Origin of the sequence: Paraburkholderia sp. GAS199 (assembly GCF_050436585.1) — a bacterium.
Taxonomy (GTDB): Bacteria; Pseudomonadota; Gammaproteobacteria; order Burkholderiales; family Burkholderiaceae; genus Paraburkholderia.
Map to the genome: position 1 here is coordinate 253,624 of NZ_JBNDMM010000008.1, position 18,353 is coordinate 271,976.

Annotated in this window: 16 protein-coding genes; 10 read left to right on the forward strand and 6 right to left on the reverse strand. The window is 63.2% G+C overall.

Features of this window, described 5'->3' with window-relative positions; all coding sequences use genetic code 11:
• Positions 1 to 60: 60 nt before the first annotated feature.
• Entirely contained in the window at positions 61 to 1,170 is a 1,110-nt protein-coding gene (locus tag P3T18_RS28030; protein WP_429303211.1) for an ABC transporter ATP-binding protein, read from the forward strand.
• A gap of 73 nt (positions 1,171 to 1,243) precedes the next feature.
• Positions 1,244 to 1,540 (forward strand): DUF1330 domain-containing protein, encoded by a 297-nt coding sequence (locus P3T18_RS28035; RefSeq protein ID WP_429303212.1) that lies wholly within the window; start codon positions 1,244 to 1,246, stop codon positions 1,538 to 1,540.
• 36 nt (positions 1,541 to 1,576) lie between these two features.
• Here the strand turns inward: P3T18_RS28035 and P3T18_RS28040 are convergent, their stop codons facing one another.
• From P3T18_RS28040 to dalD, 3 genes are all read right to left on the reverse strand, one after another.
• Complete coding sequence (locus P3T18_RS28040; RefSeq protein WP_429303213.1) at positions 1,577 to 2,524, reverse strand: sugar-binding transcriptional regulator; 948 nt, start codon at positions 2,522 to 2,524, stop codon at positions 1,577 to 1,579.
• Positions 2,525 to 2,601: 77 nt separating this feature from the next.
• Positions 2,602 to 4,083 (reverse strand): xylulokinase, encoded by a 1,482-nt coding sequence (gene xylB, locus P3T18_RS28045; protein WP_429303214.1) that lies wholly within the window; start codon positions 4,081 to 4,083, stop codon positions 2,602 to 2,604.
• Between the two features lie 136 nt (positions 4,084 to 4,219).
• On the reverse strand, positions 4,220 to 5,632 hold the full coding sequence (dalD, locus tag P3T18_RS28050; RefSeq protein ID WP_429303215.1) for a D-arabinitol 4-dehydrogenase: 1,413 nt from the start codon (positions 5,630 to 5,632) through the stop codon (positions 4,220 to 4,222).
• Between the two features lie 385 nt (positions 5,633 to 6,017).
• Between dalD and P3T18_RS28055 the strand changes: the two genes are divergently transcribed.
• From P3T18_RS28055 to P3T18_RS28085, 7 genes are all read left to right on the forward strand, one after another.
• Positions 6,018 to 6,998 (forward strand): AraC family transcriptional regulator, encoded by a 981-nt coding sequence (locus P3T18_RS28055; RefSeq protein ID WP_429303216.1) that lies wholly within the window; start codon positions 6,018 to 6,020, stop codon positions 6,996 to 6,998.
• A 133-nt stretch (positions 6,999 to 7,131) separates the two neighbouring features.
• Positions 7,132 to 8,085, forward strand: a complete 954-nt coding sequence (locus P3T18_RS28060; RefSeq protein WP_429303217.1) for an ABC transporter substrate-binding protein — start codon at positions 7,132 to 7,134, stop codon at positions 8,083 to 8,085.
• Between the two features lie 60 nt (positions 8,086 to 8,145).
• The gene (locus P3T18_RS28065; protein ID WP_429303218.1) at positions 8,146 to 9,666 is read left to right on the forward strand and encodes a sugar ABC transporter ATP-binding protein; all 1,521 of its coding nucleotides are present in this window, start codon (positions 8,146 to 8,148) and stop codon (positions 9,664 to 9,666) included.
• Positions 9,653 to 10,666 carry an ABC transporter permease gene (locus tag P3T18_RS28070; protein ID WP_429303219.1) on the forward strand — a complete coding sequence of 338 codons (1,014 nt, stop codon included), beginning with the start codon at positions 9,653 to 9,655 and terminating at the stop codon, positions 10,664 to 10,666. The genes P3T18_RS28065 and P3T18_RS28070 overlap by 14 nt, the downstream gene beginning before the upstream one ends.
• Before the next feature lie 37 nt (positions 10,667 to 10,703).
• Positions 10,704 to 11,825 (forward strand): alcohol dehydrogenase catalytic domain-containing protein, encoded by a 1,122-nt coding sequence (locus tag P3T18_RS28075; RefSeq protein ID WP_429303220.1) that lies wholly within the window; start codon positions 10,704 to 10,706, stop codon positions 11,823 to 11,825.
• A gap of 48 nt (positions 11,826 to 11,873) precedes the next feature.
• The gene (locus P3T18_RS28080) at positions 11,874 to 13,418 is read left to right on the forward strand and encodes an FGGY-family carbohydrate kinase (RefSeq protein WP_429303221.1); all 1,545 of its coding nucleotides are present in this window, start codon (positions 11,874 to 11,876) and stop codon (positions 13,416 to 13,418) included.
• On the forward strand, positions 13,415 to 14,152 hold the full coding sequence (locus P3T18_RS28085; RefSeq protein WP_429303222.1) for an SDR family oxidoreductase: 738 nt from the start codon (positions 13,415 to 13,417) through the stop codon (positions 14,150 to 14,152). The genes P3T18_RS28080 and P3T18_RS28085 overlap by 4 nt, the downstream gene beginning before the upstream one ends.
• Before the next feature lie 624 nt (positions 14,153 to 14,776).
• On the opposite strand, the gene kynA is transcribed toward P3T18_RS28085, so the two are convergent.
• From kynA to kynB, 3 genes are all read right to left on the reverse strand, one after another.
• The gene (gene kynA / locus P3T18_RS28090; RefSeq protein ID WP_429303223.1) at positions 14,777 to 15,721 is read right to left on the reverse strand and encodes a tryptophan 2,3-dioxygenase; all 945 of its coding nucleotides are present in this window, start codon (positions 15,719 to 15,721) and stop codon (positions 14,777 to 14,779) included.
• A 10-nt stretch (positions 15,722 to 15,731) separates the two neighbouring features.
• Positions 15,732 to 16,982, reverse strand: coding sequence for a kynureninase (gene kynU / locus P3T18_RS28095; RefSeq protein ID WP_429303224.1), 1,251 nt, complete (start codon positions 16,980 to 16,982; stop codon positions 15,732 to 15,734).
• Between the two features lie 82 nt (positions 16,983 to 17,064).
• Positions 17,065 to 17,706 (reverse strand): arylformamidase, encoded by a 642-nt coding sequence (gene kynB / locus P3T18_RS28100; protein WP_429303225.1) that lies wholly within the window; start codon positions 17,704 to 17,706, stop codon positions 17,065 to 17,067.
• Positions 17,707 to 17,837: 131 nt separating this feature from the next.
• Here kynB and P3T18_RS28105 point away from each other — a divergent pair, with 131 nt between their 5' ends.
• Complete coding sequence (locus P3T18_RS28105) at positions 17,838 to 18,353, forward strand: Lrp/AsnC family transcriptional regulator (RefSeq protein WP_429303226.1); 516 nt, start codon at positions 17,838 to 17,840, stop codon at positions 18,351 to 18,353.

An 18,353-nucleotide genomic window follows, 5' to 3' on the forward strand; every position in this document is an offset into this window, starting at 1 on the left:
GCAAACCAGAGCAAGCTGGAACAACGTACAGCGACACATAGCATTACACGGAGACACATCATGGCAAGCGTAACTTTGCGCAACATCCGAAAGGCCTACGACGACAACGAAGTGATGCGCGACATCAACCTCGACATCCTGGATGGCGAGTTCGTGGTGTTCGTGGGCCCCAGCGGTTGCGGTAAATCGACCCTCATGCGGATGATTGCCGGCCTCGAAGACATCAGCGGCGGCGATCTGACCATCGACGGCACGCGCGTGAACGACGTGCCGCCCGCCAGGCGCGGCATCGCGATGGTGTTCCAGTCGTACGCGCTGTATCCGCACATGACCCTGTACGACAACATGGCGTTCGGCCTGAAACTCGCCGGCACCAAGAAGCCGGAAATCGACGCCGCCGTGCGCAACGCGGCGAAGATCCTGCACATCGACCATCTGCTGGATCGCAAGCCCAAGCAACTGTCGGGCGGTCAGCGTCAACGCGTGGCGATCGGCCGCGCCATCACGCGCAAGCCGAAGGTGTTCCTGTTCGACGAACCGCTGTCGAACCTCGACGCTGCGCTGCGCGTGAAGATGCGCCTCGAATTCGCGCGTCTGCACGACGAACTCAAGACCACGATGATCTACGTGACGCACGATCAGGTCGAAGCCATGACGCTCGCGGACAAGATCGTGGTGCTGTCGGCGGGCAACGTCGAACAGGTGGGCAGCCCGACCATGCTTTATCACGCGCCGGCCAACCGCTTCGTCGCGGGCTTCATCGGCTCGCCGAAAATGAATTTCATGGAAGGCGTGGTGCAGTCGGTCACGCACGACGGCGTGACGGTGCGCTACGAAACCGGCGAGACGCAGCGCGTGGCAGTGGAGCCCGGCGCGGTGAAGCAGGGCGACAAGGTGACGGTTGGGATTCGTCCGGAGCATCTGCACGTCGGCACCACGGACGACGGTGTGTCGGCGCGCACCATGGCGGTCGAATCGCTCGGCGACGCCGCGTATCTGTACGCGGAATCGTCCGTCGCGCCGGATGGTCTGATCGCCCGCATTCCGCCGCTCGAACGCCACGCCAAGGGCGACACGCAGAAGCTGGGCGCGACGCCCGAGCACTGTCATTTATTCGACAGCGAAGGCAAGGCATTCCAGCGTAAGATCGTCGAAGTGCTGGCCGCGTGAGCAGGTGATCGGGAAGGCGGCGCACGCGCCGCTTTCCGCATCCGTCACGCTGGTTCACGCTCCAGGAAATGCCATGCCCGCCTATGTCGTCATCACGCGCGAGAAAACACTCGACCCCGCCAAGCTCGACGAATACAAACAGAGCGCGCCCGCCGTCTTCGAAAAGCATGCCGTGATGGTGCTGGCGAGTCACGGGCAGAAGGAAGTGGTGGAAGGCCCGCCGATCGACGAAATCCTGATCCTCGAATTTCCCGGCTACGACGAAGCCATCACGTGGTATCGCAGCCCGGCGTATCAGGCGCTGAGCGAGACGCGGCTGCAGGGCGGCGAATATCGCATCATCATCACGGAAGGTTTGCCGGTGATGTGAGGCGCTTCGCGGCGCACCCGGCGTTTTACCGCGCCGTCAGGCGTCCAGCGCCGCGCGCGCGCACAGTTCGTCGGTGACGAGTCCGGACAGCCAGCCGCCTTTGAGCACGGCGATCAGCGCTTCGCGTTTGCGCTCGCCGCCGGCAAAGCCGATGGTCGGGCGGCGCGGCGGAGAGTCGAGCGCAATGCTCGTGACGCGGCGTCCTGTCGGCGATTCGACATGCGCGCCGGCGGCGTCGATCGGCAAGCCGAGCATTTCGGCCACCGCGCCGTTGTGCATCAATTCCTTCACTTCGCCCGACGTAATGAAGCCGTCTTCGTGCAACGGACATTTCGGTCCGATATTGCCGATGCCGACGAACGCCACGTCCGCTTGCGCGGAGAGCGATTCGACGATCCGGTAGAGACGGTGATTGCACCACTGTGCGCGTTCCGCCTCGTTATCGGCGAGCAGGGGCGCGGGCAGCAGAAAATACTTGCCGCCGGTCTTTTCGGAAATGTGCAGCGCGACGTCGTAGCGGTTCGAGGAGCCGTCCTGAGCGATCGCCCCGACCATCGACACCAACCGGTGTTGCGGACGCTCCAGCTGCGCGATCTGATCGACCGCCGCCTTCAGCGTGCGGCCGCTGCTGACCGCGACCACCATCGGCTTTTCTTCGCCGAGATAGCGCTCCATCACTTGCGCGCCCGCGACCGCCAGCTTGCGATCCACTTCGTCGGCGCTGTCGCCGTCGATCGGCACCACTTCGCACATCGCGAGGCCGTAGCGTTTCGAGAGACGATCTGCCAGCGCGAGACAGTCGGCCAGTTTGTGATCGACCCGCACGCGGATCAGATTTTTTTCGACAGCGAACGCCACCAGTCGTTGGGCGACGGGACGCGACACCTGCAGCTTTTCGGCGATCTCGTTCTGGGTATTGCCGGCAACGTAGTAGAGCCACGCGGCGCGCGTAGCGAGGTCTAATTTTTCTGTGGACTTGGGCACGGTGACGGTTCGCTGAAGAGGCGCCGATGATAGCAGCCGGCCCGCGCGTCTCGACGCGGCCGGCTGCGCGTTGCCGCTCAGGCGAGCGGCGCGCGCGCGGGGTCGAACAGCGGCCGCACGTGGCGATAGAGTGCGCGATACGCTTCGAGACGTTTGCGCAGCTCGGCATGCCGTTGCGGGTTCGGCGTAAAGGCTTTGACGACCGGCGCCTTGGCGAGCACCGTGGCGGGGTCGCCGCCCGCCGCCAGCCAGCCGAGGCGGGCCGCGCCCAGTGCCGCGCCGGTTTCGCCGCCGCCGTGCTTGCAGGTGGTGGTGTCGAGCGCGTCGGCGAGCAGCTGGCCCCAGTAGTCGCTGCGTGCGCCGCCGCCCAGCAGCGACAGCGCCTTCGCTTCCGTGCCGGCCGCGCGCAGGGCGTCGAGGCCGTCGGTGAGGGCGAGCGTCACGCCTTCGAGCACGGCGTAGCCGAGCAGGGCGCGGTCGGTGGCGTGATTCATGCCGAAGAACACGCCCTGTGCGTACGGGTCGTTGTGCGGCGTGCGTTCGCCGGACAGATACGGCAGGAACAGCGGCGCGGTGGTCAGCGCTTCGGGTTCGAGCGCCTCGACTTCCGCCAGCAAGGTCGGTTCGTCGGTGGAGGTGAGCTTGCACACCCAGCGCAGGCAGCTTGCCGCCGACAACACCACGCTCATCTGATGCCAGCGGTCCGGAATGGCGTGGCAGAACGCGTGCACAGCGGAAGCCGGATTGGGCCGGAAGCTGTCGCCGATCACGCACAGTACGCCCGACGTGCCGAGCGAAACGAAGCCGTCGCCCGGCTGCACCGCGCCGATGCCGATCGCGCTGGTGGCGTTGTCGCCGCCGCCGGCCGCGACGATCACACCGTCGCTCAGACCGAACTCGCGCGCCACGGCCGGCAGCAGCGTGCCGGACGGCTCGCTGCCTTCGCACAGCGAAGGCATCTGCGCGCGCGTCATGTTGCAGGCGGCCAGCAGCGAATCGGACCAGTCGCGTTTGGCGACGTCGAGCCAGAGCGTGCCGGCCGCGTCCGACGGATCGGAGACCTTGCCGCCGGTCAGTTGCAGACGCAGATAATCTTTCGGCAGCAGCACGCAGGCCGTTTGCGCAAAAATTTCAGGCTCGTGGCGCGCGACCCACAGCAGCTTCGGCGCGGTGAAACCCGGCATGGCCAGATTGCCCGCGACCGTGTGCAGGTCGGGCGCGCGTTCGGTCAGCTCGGCGCATTCCTTGTCGCTGCGCATGTCGTTCCACAGGATCGCGGGCCGCAGCACGCGATCCTGCGCGTCGAGCAGCACTGCGCCGTGCATCTGGCCCGACAGGCCGATGCCGCGAATCTGCGCGAACTCGTCGGGATGCTTGGCGCGCAACGCGGCGAGCGCCGTGCGCGTGCCGGCCCACCAGTCTTCGGGATTCTGTTCGGCCCAGCGTTGATGCGGGCGCGAAACGGTAAAGGGTGAGCCTGCAGTGCCGATCACGCGTCCATCGGAGGCGAGCAGCAGGACTTTCACTTCGGACGTGCCGAGGTCGATGCCGAGATACATGGGCGCGAAACCTTCGTCGTTAGGGATGCGCTACTTTAGCCGCACATGAGGCGCGGTGCCATGCGCATTAAGCCTGGCACCGCGGCGAGTTCAGACGCAATGGCGCGCGACGACGCTCGTCGCGCGCCACGCGGATTCAGGCCGCACCGCGTTTGGCGAGCCACACGTCGACGCGCGCGAGCGCGCCCGCCAGCGCCGATTCCAGCTCCGGCGTCTGCGCCATGCTGCCCCACAGAAGACGGTCGGCGGTGAAGGCCTGCAAGGGTTCGGCGGCTTCGAAGAAACCGTGCGCCACGCGCTCGTCCATCACGCCGTCCTGATAGGCGTACGGCAGCTTGCCGGTGTGCCAGCGTTCGAGAAAACGGAAGAACAGCGCGGGCAGCATCGCCGTGGCGTTCGGCGTGACGCCGCGCTCGAAGCATTCGGAGAGCGTCGGCGCGATGAAGCCGGGCAGCTTCGAAAAACCGTCGGCGGCTACGCGCTGATTGGTGTCCTGGATGTAGGGATTGCTGAAGCGTTCCAGCACCACGTCGCGATAACGTTCGAGATCGAGCGGGCTCGGCGTGAGGCAGGGAATCACGTCTTCGGTCACGTAGTCGAAAGCGAATTTGTTGATGTCGCGATCGAGCGTGCCTTCGTGGATGTAGTTCAGCCCGACCAGCGTGCCGGCCCAGGCAATGCAGCTATGCGTGGCGTTGAGAATGCGGATTTTCGCTTCCTCGTACGGCATCACCGAATCGACCAGTTCCGCGCCGACCTTCTCCCACGCCGGGCGTCCCGCGATGAAACGGTCTTCGATCACCCACTGGATGAAAGCCTCGCCCATCACCGGACAGGCATCGTCGACGCCGGTTTCGGCCTTCACGCGTTCACGCACATCGGGCGTAGGACGCGGCGTAATGCGATCGACCATCGAACTCGGGCACGCCGTGTTGTCGTCGAACCACTGCGCCAGATCGTTGGCGCCGCGCCGCTCCAGAAACTCGCTCATGCCGGCGTGAAAACGCTCGCCGTTGCTGCGCAGGTTGTCGCAGGTTTGCAGCGTGACGGGACCCGCGCCGCGCTTCATGCGCGCGTCGAGAATGGCCGCGAGCGCGCCGTAAATCGTGGTGTGAGCGCCGGCCAGATCGGCGGCGAGGTCGGGGTTCGCCGTGTCGAGTTCGTCTTCTTCGTCGAGGTAGTAGCCGCCTTCCGTGACGGTGAACGAGATGATCTTGCACGCCGGATCGGCGCCCGCTTCGATCAGCGCGTCGAGGCTTTCGGTCCACGGCACGACGCGTTCGATCGAGCGGATCGTCTCGTACGCGCGCTCGCCTTGCGGCGTAACAGTTTCCAGCGTGTAGACGCCGTTCTGCGCGGCGAGTGCGTCGAGCACGGCGTTCATGTCGCTGCGGATATTGCCGACCGTGAGCGACCAGTGCGGCTCGCCGGGTACTTTGGCCTCGTTCAACCGGTGCAGATACCACGCCTGGTGCGCGCGGTGAAACGATCCCGCGCCGATGTGGAGGATCACGTGTGCGGCCGCGCCGCCGCCTTGCCCGCTATTCATGTGCGTCTCCTGAATGTCCTTGCTCGCACCGCTCGGAGCGGGCGTTTTTTCTTGGATGGAGCATTTGCTCTGTCTGTGAGCGAATGATCGTACCCGGCGAAACGAAAGTCAAGGCGACGCGCGCGGCTTTTCGTGGCGCAGCGCGGCGTGGCGGGCCTTGCAGCGGCGCACGCCAACGCGCGGAGCACTGTCGGACGCGTCTTCGCGCGTCTATTGCATTGCATCAAATTTGACTTCGAATGCGCCAGGACTAACCCGAATGCAAAAAAGTATCGGTCCGCGGTCTCATTTTTAGTGGTGGCGCGGGCGGATGAGCGCTACTTTTCGCTATACAAGATAAAGGTCAGCGGACGCCGGAGTGCGAGCCGCTTCATGGAGACGAACAGTGCAACCCGATCTCGAACTCGTGGCCGTACGCCGTGACGAATCGTTCAAAGTGTGGTCGCACGGCTATCCGTATCGCACGGTGCGCTGGCACTTTCATCCGGAATACGAAATCCACCTGATCGTGGCGACCAGCGGCAAGATGTTCGTCGGCGATCACATCAGCAACTTCGTACCCGGCAATCTCGTGCTGATGGGACCGAACCTGCCGCACAACTGGGTGAGCGACGTGCCGGAAGGCGAAACGATCGCGCAGCGCAACCTGGTCGTGCAGTTCGGTCAGGAGTTCGTGTCCAGCTGTTTCGAGAGTTTTCCGGAGTGGCGTCAGGTGGAGGCCTTGCTGGCCGATTCGCGCCGCGGCATTGCGTTCGGCCCGCAGACCAGCGCCGCGATCCAGCCGCTCTTCATGGAACTGCTGGCGGCGCGCGGACTGCGCCGGCTCGTGCTGTTCATGTCGATGCTCGAAATCCTGATGGCCACCGACGAGCGCGAAACGCTCGCGAGTCCCGCGTATCAAGCCGACCCGACCGGCTTCGCCGCAACCCGCATCAATCACGTGCTGTCGTATATCGGCAAGAACCTCGCGAACGAATTGCGCGAGTCGGACCTCGCGCAACTGGCCGGCCAGAGCGTGAGTGCTTTTTCACGTTACTTCCGCCGTCACACCGGGTTGCCGTTCGTGCAGTACGTGAACCGCATGCGGATCAATCTCGCGTGCCAGTTGCTGATGGACGAAGACCTCAGCGTCACCGATATCTGTTTCAAGGCGGGCTTCAACAACCTGTCGAATTTCAACCGTCAGTTTCTCGCGGTGAAGGGCATGGCGCCCTCGCGGTTTCGCCGCTACCAGCAGTTGAACGACGCGAGCCGCGACGCTTCGGAAGAAGCGGCCGCGCGCGGCGCGGGCATCGTCGATGCGCCCGCGATCGTGCTCGCGCCGGGTTTGCCGCGCAACGTCGCGGCGGCCTATCCGCCAACCTGATGCCGGCTTAGGCGACCAGGCCGCTTCACACCGAAGCACTTTTTCACCCGCGGTTTTACACGTATCGCGCTGCGACCAGCAGCGTGAGGGACGTGCTCATCTCATCGAACGGTTTCAATAACGGAGACAAACCATGACGCAATCCCATTCGAAGCAGGGCTCGTTGAAAACCATTGCGCGCAGTGCCGCGACGTTCGCGACGCTCGCCTTCGGCCTGTCGTTCATCGCCGCGCCGGCCGCGCAGGCCGCGCCGCTGAAGATCGGCATGACCTTCCAGGAACTGAACAACCCGTATTTCGTGACGATGCAAAAGGCGCTGAACGATGCGGCGGCTTCGATCGGCGCGACCGTGGTCGTCACCGACGCGCATCACGACGTGAGCAAACAGGTGAGCGACGTCGAAGACATGCTGCAGAAGAAGATCGACATCCTGCTCGTGAATCCGACCGATTCGACCGGCATCCAGTCGGCGGTGACGTCGGCGAAAAAGGCGGGCGTGGTGGTCGTGGCAGTGGACGCGAACGCGAACGGTCCGGTCGATTCGTTCGTCGGCTCGAAGAACTACGACGCGGGCGAGATGGCGTGCGAATACCTGGCGAAATCGATTGGCGGCAGCGGTGAAGTGGCGATTCTCGACGGCATTCCGGTCGTGCCGATTCTCGAACGCGTGCGCGGTTGCAAGGCGGCGCTCGCGAAAGTGCCCGGCATCAAACTCGTGGACACGCAGAACGGCAAGCAGGAACGCGCCACCGCGCTCTCCGTCACCGAGAACATGATTCAGGCGCATCCGAACCTCAAGGGCCTGTTCAGCGTGAACGACGGCGGCTCGATGGGCGCGCTCTCGGCAATCGAATCGTCGGGCAAGGACATCAAGCTGACCAGCGTGGACGGCGCGCCGGAAGCGATCGCCGCGATCCAGAAGCCGAATTCGAAATTCGTCGAGACGTCCGCGCAATTCCCGGCCGACCAGGTGCGTATCGCGCTCGGTATCGCACTGGCGAAGAAGTGGGGCGCCAATGTGCCGAAGGCGATTCCCGTCGACGTGAAGATGATCGACAAGAGCAACGCCAAGGGTTTCAGCTGGTAAGCCGAATGGCCGCTGCCGCACGTCGTCGATGTGCGGCAGCGGGCAGCAGAGGAGGACCCGATGGACACGATACTCAAGCTCGACAACATCACCAAAAGTTTTCCCGGCGTGAAGGCCCTGCAAGGCATTCATCTGGAAATCGCGCGCGGTGAGATTCATGCGCTGCTCGGCGAAAACGGCGCGGGCAAATCCACGCTGATGAAAATCCTGTGCGGCATTTATCAGCCGGACAAGGGCACCATCACGATTGCCGGCGAAGCGCGCCACTTCGCGAACTATCACGACGCGGTGACGGCGGGCGTCGGCATCGTGTTTCAGGAATTCAGCCTGATTCCGTATCTGAATGCCGTGGAGAACATGTTTCTCGGCCGCGAGATGAAGAACGGGTTGGGCCTGCTCGAACGCGGCAAGATGCGCCGCGCGGCGGCCGCTATTTTTCAGCGGCTCGGTGTGGCGATCGACCTCGCCGTGCCGATTCGCGAACTGTCGGTGGCGCAGCAGCAGTTCGTCGAGATCGGCAAGGCGTTGTCGCTGGAGGCACGCATTCTGATTCTCGACGAGCCCACGGCAACGCTCACGCCTGCCGAGGCCGAGCATCTGTTCGCCATCATGCGCGATCTGAAGCAGCAAGGTGTCGCGATGATTTTCATCTCGCATCACCTGGAAGAAATTTTCGAGGTGTGCGACCGCATCACCGTGTTGCGCGACGGCCAGTACGTCGGCATGACCGAGGTTGCGCAATCGGACGTAAGCCGTCTCGTGGAGATGATGGTGGGACGTCGCATCGAAAACAGCTTCCCGCCGAAGCCGCCGTTTCGCGCCGACGCGAAGAACGTGCTCGAAGTCGCGAAACTGCAATTGCTCAAGGACAGCCCCGTGCTGAGCTTCAATCTGCGCGAAGGCGAAATTCTCGGCTTTGCGGGACTGGTCGGTTCGGGCCGTACGGAAACGGCGCTCGCCGTGATCGGCGCAGACCCGGCTTACGTCAAGGAGATTCGCATCAACGGCGAGGCCGCGAAACTTTCCGATCCCGCCGACGCGTTGCGCGCCGGTGTCGGCATCCTGCCGGAAAGCCGCAAGACCGAGGGTCTGATTACCGACTTCTCGATCAAGCAGAACATCTCGATCAACAACCTCGGCAAATACCGGTCGCTGCGTTTCTTCATCGACCAGCGCAGCGAAGCGCGCGCCACCGCCGACATCATGAAGCGTGTGGGCGTGAAAGCGCCCACCATGCACACCGAGGTCGCCACGCTTTCAGGTGGCAATCAGCAGAAGGTGGTGATTGCGCGCTGGCTGAATCACCACACCAACATCCTCATCTTCGACGAACCGACGCGCGGCATCGACGTCGGCGCCAAGGCGGAAATCTATCTGCTGATGCGCGAACTCACCGCGCGCGGCTACTCGATCATCATGATCTCGTCCGAATTGCCGGAGATCGTCGGCATGTGCGACCGCGTTGCCGTGTTCCGGCAAGGACGCATCGAAGCGATGCTCGAAGGCGACGGGATCGACTCGAACGCCGTGATGACCTATGCAACTGCCGGCACCCGTGGAGCAAGCCATGAACACGCCTAACCCTTCTTCATCGCCGTCGCCGAAAACCTCGACGGTCAGTTCCGACACGCCGGGCGCGCCGGTTCGCTTCACGTGGGCCGCCTTGAAGCGCTCCACGCTGTTCTATCCGTTCATCGGATTGCTGGTGGTGTGCATCGTGATGGTCTTCGCGAGCGACAGCTTTCTGTCGGGCGCGAACATCGAGAACGTGCTGCGCCAGGTATCGATCAACGCGATCATTGCGGTGGGCATGACCTGCGTGATTCTGACCGGCGGCATCGACCTCTCGGTGGGTTCCGTGATGGCCTTGGCGGGCACGCTCGCCGCCGGCCTGATGGTGGCCGGCATGAACGCGGTGGCCGCATTGGCGGTCGGTATCGCGGTTGGTCTCGGCTTCGGCGCGGCCAACGGATTCTTCGTCGCCTTCGCGGGCATGCCGCCGATCATCGTCACGCTTGCCACCATGGGCATCGCGCGCGGTCTTGCGCTGATCTACACCGGCGGTTATCCGATCGACGGCCTGCCCGACTGGGTGAGCTTCTTCGGCAGCGGCAAGATTCTCGGCATTCAGGCACCGGTCGTGATCATGGCGGTGATCTACGTGATTGCCTGGGTGCTGCTCGAACGCATGCCGTTCGGCCGTTACGTCTATGCGATTGGCGGCAACGAGCAGGCCACGCGATTGTCCGGCGTGCGCGTGGCGCGCGTGAAGCTGATCGTCTACACGATCGCCGGGATGACGTCCGCGTTCGCCGCCATCGTGCTCACCGCACGCCTGATGAGCGGCCAGCCGAACGCGGGCGTCGGCTTCGAACTCGATGCGATCGCCGCCGTGGTGATGGGTGGCACGTCGATCTCGGGCGGCCGTGGTTCGATCATCGGCACATTGATCGGCGCGCTGCTTCTCGGCGTGCTGAACAACGGGCTGAACATGGTCGGCGTGAATCCCTACGTGCAGAACGTCATCAAGGGCGGAATCATCCTGCTCGCGATTTATATCAGCCGTGACCGCAGAAAATAATTTTCCACCGACTTCCCCTTTTCAGTAGGACCGTGCAATGACTCAATCTACTCAGACGACTCAGGTTACTCAAACGGCGAGAACGGACGGGCAGGACATGACGGCGATCGTCTGCCACGCACCGAAAGATTATCGCGTGGAGAAGGTCTCGAAGCCGAAGGCCGGCGCGCACGAACTGGTGATTCGCATCGCCGCGTGCGGCATCTGCGCGAGCGACTGCAAATGCCATTCGGGCGCGAAAATGTTCTGGGGCGGACCGAGCCCTTGGGTGAAGGCGCCCGTCATTCCGGGCCACGAATTCTTCGGCTTCGTCGAGGAAATCGGCGAGGGCGCGGCGGAACATTTCGGCGTGAAGATGGGCGACCGCGTGATCGCCGAACAGATCGTGCCGTGCGGCAAGTGCCGCTATTGCAAATCCGGCCAGTACTGGATGTGCGAAGTGCACAACATCTTCGGCTTCCAGCGTGAAGTCGCGGACGGCGGCATGGCCGAATACATGCGCATTCCGCCCACCGCGATCGTCCACAAGATTCCCGACGGCATTTCGCTCGAAGACGCCGCGATCATCGAGCCGCTGGCCTGCGCGATTCACACCGTCAATCGTGGCGACCTGCAACTCGACGACGTCGTGGTGATTGCGGGCGCGGGTCCGCTCGGTCTGATGATGACGCAGGTCGCGCATCTCAAGACACCGAAGAAACTCGTCGTGATCGATCTGGTGGAAGAGCGTCTCGCGCTCGCCCGCGAATACGGCGCGGACGTCACCATCAATCCGAAAACGGACGACGCCCTGGCTATCGTTCGTTCTCTCACGGACAACTACGGTTGCGACGTCTACATCGAAACGACCGGCGCGCCGATCGGCGTCAATCAGGGCATGGACCTGATCCGCAAGCTGGGACGCTTCGTCGAATTCTCCGTGTTCGGCGCGGATACGACGCTCGACTGGTCCGTGATCGGCGACCGCAAGGAACTGGATGTACGCGGCGCCCATCTCGGCCCATACTGTTATCCGATTGCGATCGACCTGCTGGCGCGAGGTCTCGTGACGTCGAAAGGCATCGTCACGCACGGCTTCTCGCTCGAAGAATGGGACGAAGCAATCAGGATCGCGAACTCGCTCGATTCGATCAAGGTACTGCTGAAACCGCGTGCCTGAGCCGACGCAACGTCGGCCGCGAATGGGCGGCATATAAACGGAGACAGTATGGATTACGTCATCGGCGTCGATATCGGCACGCAGAGCACGAAGGCGCTGCTGGTCGACCGGCACGGCGCGATCGTCGCGCAGCATGCGTCGAGTTATCAGCCGGACACGCCCAGGCCGCTGTGGGCCGAACAGTGGCCGGCCGTGTGGTTCAAGGCGGTGGTGGAGTGCATCGCGGCATGCGTCGCCAAAGGCAAGGAGGCCGGCGTCGCGGCGAAATCGATCAAGGCGGTGTGCGTGAGCAGCCTGTACGGCGGCTCGGGTATTCCCGTCGACAGCGAGATCAAGCCGCTCTATCCGTGCCTGATCTGGATGGACCGCCGCGCCACGAAACAGGTGGACTGGGTGCGCGAAAACGTCGATCTCGACCGGCTTTACGCGATCACCGGCAACGGCGTGGACAGCTACTACGGCTACACCAAGATGCTCTGGCTACGCGAGAACGAGCCGGACGTGTGGGCTCGCACGCGCTACTTTTTGCCGCCGAATGCCTACGTCATCTACATGCTGACCGGCGAGATCGCGGTGGATCACAGTTCGGCGGGCAATATCGGCGGCGTCTACGATATTGCGCGGCGCGACTGGTCCGACGAAGCGCTCGACATGCTCGGCATTCCCGCCACCATGATGCCCGAGCGTCTCGTGGAATCGTCGGACGTGGTGGGTGCGCTGCTTTCGCAATGGACCGGACAACTCGGCCTGGAAGCCGGCACCGCGATCGTCGCGGGCGGCGTGGACGCAGCCATGGCGACATTCGCTGCCGGCGTGACGCGCGCCGGGCAACACGTCGCGATGATCGGCACCAGCATGTGCTGGGGCTACATCAACCAGACCGTCGACGCGCGGCACGGGTTGATCAGCATGCCGCACGTGTTCAACGGTCAGCACGACATCTACGTGTTCGGCGGCGCGATTACGGCCGGCGCGTCGGTCACCTGGTATCGCGAGCAGTTCTGTCAGGCCGAGATCGAGGCGGCGCGCGCCACCTCGCATGGCGACCCGCATCGTCTGCTGGAAGAACGCGCTTCGCAGATCCCGGCCGGTTCCGATGGCGTGATGTTTTTGCCGTATCTGATGGGCGAGCGCAGCCCCGTGTGGGACGCGAAGGCGAGCGGCGCGTTCGTCGGCCTGAACCTGTTCCATACTCGCGCGCATCTGTATCGGGCCGTGCTGGAAGGCGTGTCCTTTGCGCTCCAGCACAACATCGAAGCGGGACGAAAGGGCGCGCAGGCGCTCGACGACAAGCTGATCGTCGTCGGTGGCGCCGCGCATTCCGACTTGTGGATGCAGATCATCGCGGACATCACCGGCTATCCGGTCTACACGATCGAGCAGGATGTCGAAGCGGCGATGGGCGCCGCTCTGCTCGCGGGTGTCGGTGTCGGACTCGTTTCGCGTGAGGAAGCACAGGGCGGTTGGGTGACGTTGATCGAGCGCGCGCAGCCGGATGCTGTGCGCATGGCGTTGTACGAGCAACGTTTCGGCGTCTATAGAGACTTGTATCCGGCCTTGAAGCCGGTCATGCACCGGTTGCAATCATCATGAATGCTACTTTTGATTTTTCTGGCAAATCCATTCTGGTCACGGGTGCGTCGAGCGGCATTGGATGGGCGACGGTCGAAGCGTTGCGCGCGTCCGGTGCGAACGTGGTCGCTGCCGCGCGCAACGTCGCCGAACTTGCGCGGCTCGCCGAAGAGACGGGCTGCGAGCCGCTGGTGCTCGACGTCAGCGACGAAGCTGCGATCGACGAGGCGCTTGCATCGCTCGACGCCTTCGACGGACTGGTGAATTGCGCGGGCATTGCCTTGCTCGAACGCGCGGTGGACACGACCGCCGCGAGCTTCGATCGCGTGATGGCGGTGAATACGCGCGGCGCGGTGCTGGTCGCCAAGCACGTCGCACGCGCGATGATCGCGACGAATCGCGCGGGCAGTATCGTCAACGTATCGAGTCAGGCCGGCCTCGTGGCGCTCGACGACCACCTGAGTTATTCCGCCTCGAAAGCCGCGATGGATGCCGTGACGCGCGCGTTGTGCCTCGAACTCGGTCCTTCCGGCATTCGGGTGAATAGCGTGAACCCCACCGTCACGCTGACGCCGATGGCCGTCATGGCCTGGAGCGATCCGGTCAAGCGAGATCCCGCCTTGCAGGGGATTCCGCTCAGGCGATTCGCTGAACCGATGGAAGTGGCGGCGCCGATTCTGTTTTTGCTGAGTGATGCGGCTTCTATGATTAGTGGGGTTTGTTTGCCGATTGATGGGGGGTATACGGCGAGGTGATGTTTTTTGCCTGCGGCGGTGGGTGCTTATTTTTCTTTGTGGTTTATTAGTGTTGCCCCTGTGCGGGGCGGCACTTACTTTCTTTGCCGCGGCAAAGAAAGCTAAGCAAAGAAAGCCGCTTTGAACCGCCAATGCTATTCGTTATCAGTGGCACTTCTCTACCGCAGTGGCCCCGGAGCGTCCGGCGCGTCGCGCACTCCGCGTGAGTGACAAGGCCGTCATCAGTTCCGGCGGCGCTTCGCGCGCCGAGCGGCACATTAAGGGAAACCGAAGGTTTCCGTTGAGCGTTTCGCCGAGGCGAAGCCGACGGCTGGTAAAGCAAAAAACGAAGTGATTGGTTGAATGAAGTACCGCTCCGGCGCGCGCAGCGCCGCCGGAACGGATGACTGCTGTACCACTGGCAATGACGATCCACGGTCGGCCCTATCGGCTGCCACTCCGTGTGGTTATGAGAGATGCCCGCTTAGGGTTAGCGGTTTGAGCGGCTTTCTTTGCTTAGCTTTCTTTGCCGCGGCAAAGAAAGTAAGTGCCGCCCCGCACAGGGGCAACACTAATAAACCACTAAGAACAAAAACACCGCCACCGCAAGGCAAACAAAAAAAACCCGCCAAAGCCAAACCCCAACTACAACATAGTCCTCACATGCCAAAGCTCAGGAAACAAAACCACATCCAGCATCTTCCGCAAATAAGTCGCGCCACTCGTCCCCCCAGTCCCCTGTTTGAAACCGATAATCCGCTCAACGGTGGTCACATGCCGGAACCGCCACTGCCGGAAGGCATCTTCGAGATCGACGAGTTCTTCGGCCATCTCGTACAACTCCCAGTGTTGCGAAGGATTCCGATAGACCTCAAGCCAGGCGGCCTCGACCGACGTGTCATGCACGGTAGGCTGAGTCCAGTCCCGCTCGAGCCGCGACGGTGAAATCGCAAACCCGCGACGCGACAGCAGACGCACCACTTCGTCGTAGAAAGACGGCGCGTTCAATGAAGCCGTGACCTGCGCCAGCACATCGGCGCGATGCGCGTGCGGCTTCAGCATCTGCTCGTTCTTGTTGCCCAGCAAAAACTCGATCTGCCGGTACTGATACGACTGGAAGCCGGAGGAACTGCCGAGATACGGCCGCATCGCGGTGTATTCGGAAGGTGTCATGGTGGCGAGAACGCTCCATGCCTGCACGAGTTGCTCCATGATCCGCGAGACGCGCGCGAGCATCTTGAACGCGGGCGGCAACTCGTCGCGATGCACCGCTTTCAAGGCCGCCTGCAATTCGTACAGCGCGAGCTTCATCCATAACTCGCTGGTCTGATGCTGAATGATGAACAGCATCTCGTTGTGATCCGGCGAGAGCGGATGCTGCGCATCGAGCACGGTGCCGAGCGACAGATAATCTCCGTAACTCATCGACTCCGAAAAATCGAGTTGCGCGTCGTGCCAGCCATCGGCCGTGCCGGACGCCGAGGCGTCGGCCGGTGTACCGGTTGGCGCGGCAACGCTGCCGTGTCCGAACGGGCAACCCTGCGCGGGCTTTTCTTCGGGCAAGCCCGGCGTTTGCATGTGGTCGTTCATCGTGCGCTCCTCAGGTCACCGCGCCGCGGGCGGCGAATTCGGGTGCTCGCCAGGTCTCGTTGACCAGCACTTCGCGGAGCGTTTCGACCGCGTCCCATACATCGACGAAGCGCGTGTATAGCGGCGTGAAGCCGAAGCGCAACACATGCGGCTCGCGATAATCTCCGATCACGCCGCGCGCGATCAGCGCTTGCATCACCTCGTAACCGTGCGGATGCTCGAAGCTCGCGTGCGAGCCGCGTTGCGCGTGGTCGCGCGGCGTCACGAGCTTAAGCGGGAATTCGCCGCAACGCGCTTCGACGAGTTCGATGAACAGATCGGTCAACGCGAGCGACTTCGTGCGGATCGTCTGCATATCGGTTTGCAGGAAAACGTCGAGGCCGCATTCCACCAGCGCCATCGACACCATCGGCTGCGTGCCGCACAAAAACCGGCCGATGCCGTCGTCCGGCTGGTACGCGGGCTCCATTTTGAACGGCGCGCGGTGACCCCACCAGCCGGAGAGCGGCTGCGAGAAGTCGTTCTGATGGCGCTTCGGCACCCACACGAAAGCCGGCGAACCGGGGCCGCCGTTCAGATACTTGTACGTGCAGCCCACGGCATAGTCGGCACCGACGCCGTTCAGATCCACCGGCACGGCGCCCGCCGAATGCGCGAGATCCCACAGCGCGAGCGCGCCTTTGTCGTGGATCATCTGCGTCAGCGCGGCCATGTCGTGCATGTAGCCGGTGCGGTAGTTCACGTGCGTGATCATCGCGATCGCGGTGTCGTCGCCGATGGCGGCCGGCAGCTCGGACGGATCATCGACGAGACGCAGTTCATAGCCGCGGTCGAGCTGTTCGATGAGGCCTTGCGCGATGTACAGATCGCTCGGGAAATTCGAGCGCTCGGACACGATCACGCGACGCTTCGGGTCGCGTGCATTCGCGAGTCGCACGGCGGCGGAAAGCAGCTTGAACAGATTGATCGAAATCGTATCGGTGACGACCACTTCGTTGTCGGCCGCGCCGATCAGCGGCGCGAGCTTGTTGCCGAGGCGGCGCGGCAGCTCGAACCAGCCCGCGCTATTCCAGCTGCGGATCAGGCCTTCGCCCCATTCCGCACCGATCACGGTTTGCGCGCGTTGCGCGGCGGCGGCGGGCGGCACGCCCAGCGAATTGCCGTCGAGGTAGATGAGGGTTGGCGACAACGCGAACTGGTCGCGCAGCGTTGCCAGCGGGTCGGCGCTGTCGAGCGCCAATGCTTCGTCACGGTGGTTCATGGTGGTCCAGTCAGTCAGATCGAGGTATGGGTGCAGGCGACGGCGCGGTTCGGAAAAGGCCCGAGCCGCGCAACGCGGCGCGTCAGGTTCGCCGTGAGCCGAGGGCGCGCAGCACGGCGCGCACGGGACTCGCGTCGAGCGTGGTGAGTTTCAACGGCAACGCGATCAGCTCGTAGTCGCCGGGCACGACGGCGTCCAGCACGATGCCTTCGAGAATCGCCATGCGGTGCTCGCGGATGCGGTGATGGGCGTCCATCGTCTTCGATTCCTGCGGATCGAGCGAAGGCGTGTCGATGCCGATCAGCTTGACGCCTCTGCTCGCGAGCAGGTCGATGGTCTCTGGTGCGACCGCGCAGAACGCGCTATCCCAGGCCGTCGTTGGGGCGGTTTTGTAAGTGCGCAGTAAGACTCGCGGCGGCAGGTCGTCGAGCGAGCCGGCGAGGTGTTGTGGCGTGACAACAGGTGAGGCGCCGATGCAATGAATCACCCGGCATAAACCGAGGTAGGCATCCAGCGCAACCTGGCCGATGGCGGCGCCTTCGGCGTCGTAATGGAGCGGGGCATCGGTGTGCGCGCCGGTGTGCGGCGAGAGCGTGAGCCGCGCCACGTTGACCGGCGAGCCCGCCTCCATGCGCCATACGCGCTCGATCCCGACTGGCGTATCGCCCGGCCAGACGGGGGTCGCCGTGTCGACGGCGGGCGTGATGTCCCAGAGTGTGTCCATGTCTGCGGTCAGTGGATTAGGTCTATCGGTGAATGATAGGTGGCCTGCCACGAAATGTGATTGCGAAAAAATCTCCTTCTACCGCTGGTCTTGGAACATAATTTGATTCAAATGGGAAAGGGAGACCGAATATGAACGCGATCTCGCTCGACGCCACCGATTGCCGTATCTTGACGGTGCTTCAGCAAGAAGGACGGATCAGCAATCTCGACCTCGCGGAGCGAATCTCGCTCTCGCCCTCGGCCTGTCTACGACGGCTGCGTCTGCTGGAAGAGCAGGGTGTGATCGAGCATTACCGCGCGTGTCTGAATCGCGAGGTGCTCGGTTTTGAACTGGAGGCGTTCGTGCAGGTGTCGATGCGCAACGACCAGGAAAACTGGCATGAGCGCTTCGCGGAGGCCGTGCGCGACTGGCCGGAAGTGGTCGGCGCGTTCGTCGTGACCGGCGAGACCCATTACCTGCTGCGGGTACTCGCGCACAATCTCAAACACTATTCGGATTTCGTGCTGCAACGTCTGTACAAGGCACCGGGCGTGATGGATATCCGTTCGAATATCGTGCTGCAGACGTTGAAGGAAGATTCGGGTGTGCCGGTCTCTCTGGTGACGAAGACCGGTGGACACAGCGCCACGCATAACGACCGCTGA

Coding starts and splice junctions, on each gene's coding strand:
- P3T18_RS28030 (WP_429303211.1), top strand. CDS start 61: ATGGCAAGCGTAACTTTGCGCAACATCCGAAAGGCCTACGACGACAAC.
- P3T18_RS28035 (WP_429303212.1), top strand. CDS start 1,244: ATGCCCGCCTATGTCGTCATCACGCGCGAGAAAACACTCGACCCCGCC.
- xylB (WP_429303214.1), bottom strand. CDS start 4,083: ATGTATCTCGGCATCGACCTCGGCACGTCCGAAGTGAAAGTCCTGCTG.
- dalD (WP_429303215.1), bottom strand. CDS start 5,632: ATGAATAGCGGGCAAGGCGGCGGCGCGGCCGCACACGTGATCCTCCAC.
- P3T18_RS28060 (WP_429303217.1), top strand. CDS start 7,132: ATGACGCAATCCCATTCGAAGCAGGGCTCGTTGAAAACCATTGCGCGC.
- P3T18_RS28065 (WP_429303218.1), top strand. CDS start 8,146: ATGGACACGATACTCAAGCTCGACAACATCACCAAAAGTTTTCCCGGC.
- P3T18_RS28070 (WP_429303219.1), top strand. CDS start 9,653: ATGAACACGCCTAACCCTTCTTCATCGCCGTCGCCGAAAACCTCGACG.
- P3T18_RS28075 (WP_429303220.1), top strand. CDS start 10,704: ATGACTCAATCTACTCAGACGACTCAGGTTACTCAAACGGCGAGAACG.
- P3T18_RS28080 (WP_429303221.1), top strand. CDS start 11,874: ATGGATTACGTCATCGGCGTCGATATCGGCACGCAGAGCACGAAGGCG.
- P3T18_RS28085 (WP_429303222.1), top strand. CDS start 13,415: ATGAATGCTACTTTTGATTTTTCTGGCAAATCCATTCTGGTCACGGGT.
- kynA (WP_429303223.1), bottom strand. CDS start 15,721: ATGAACGACCACATGCAAACGCCGGGCTTGCCCGAAGAAAAGCCCGCG.
- kynU (WP_429303224.1), bottom strand. CDS start 16,982: ATGAACCACCGTGACGAAGCATTGGCGCTCGACAGCGCCGACCCGCTG.
- kynB (WP_429303225.1), bottom strand. CDS start 17,706: ATGGACACACTCTGGGACATCACGCCCGCCGTCGACACGGCGACCCCC.
- P3T18_RS28105 (WP_429303226.1), top strand. CDS start 17,838: ATGAACGCGATCTCGCTCGACGCCACCGATTGCCGTATCTTGACGGTG.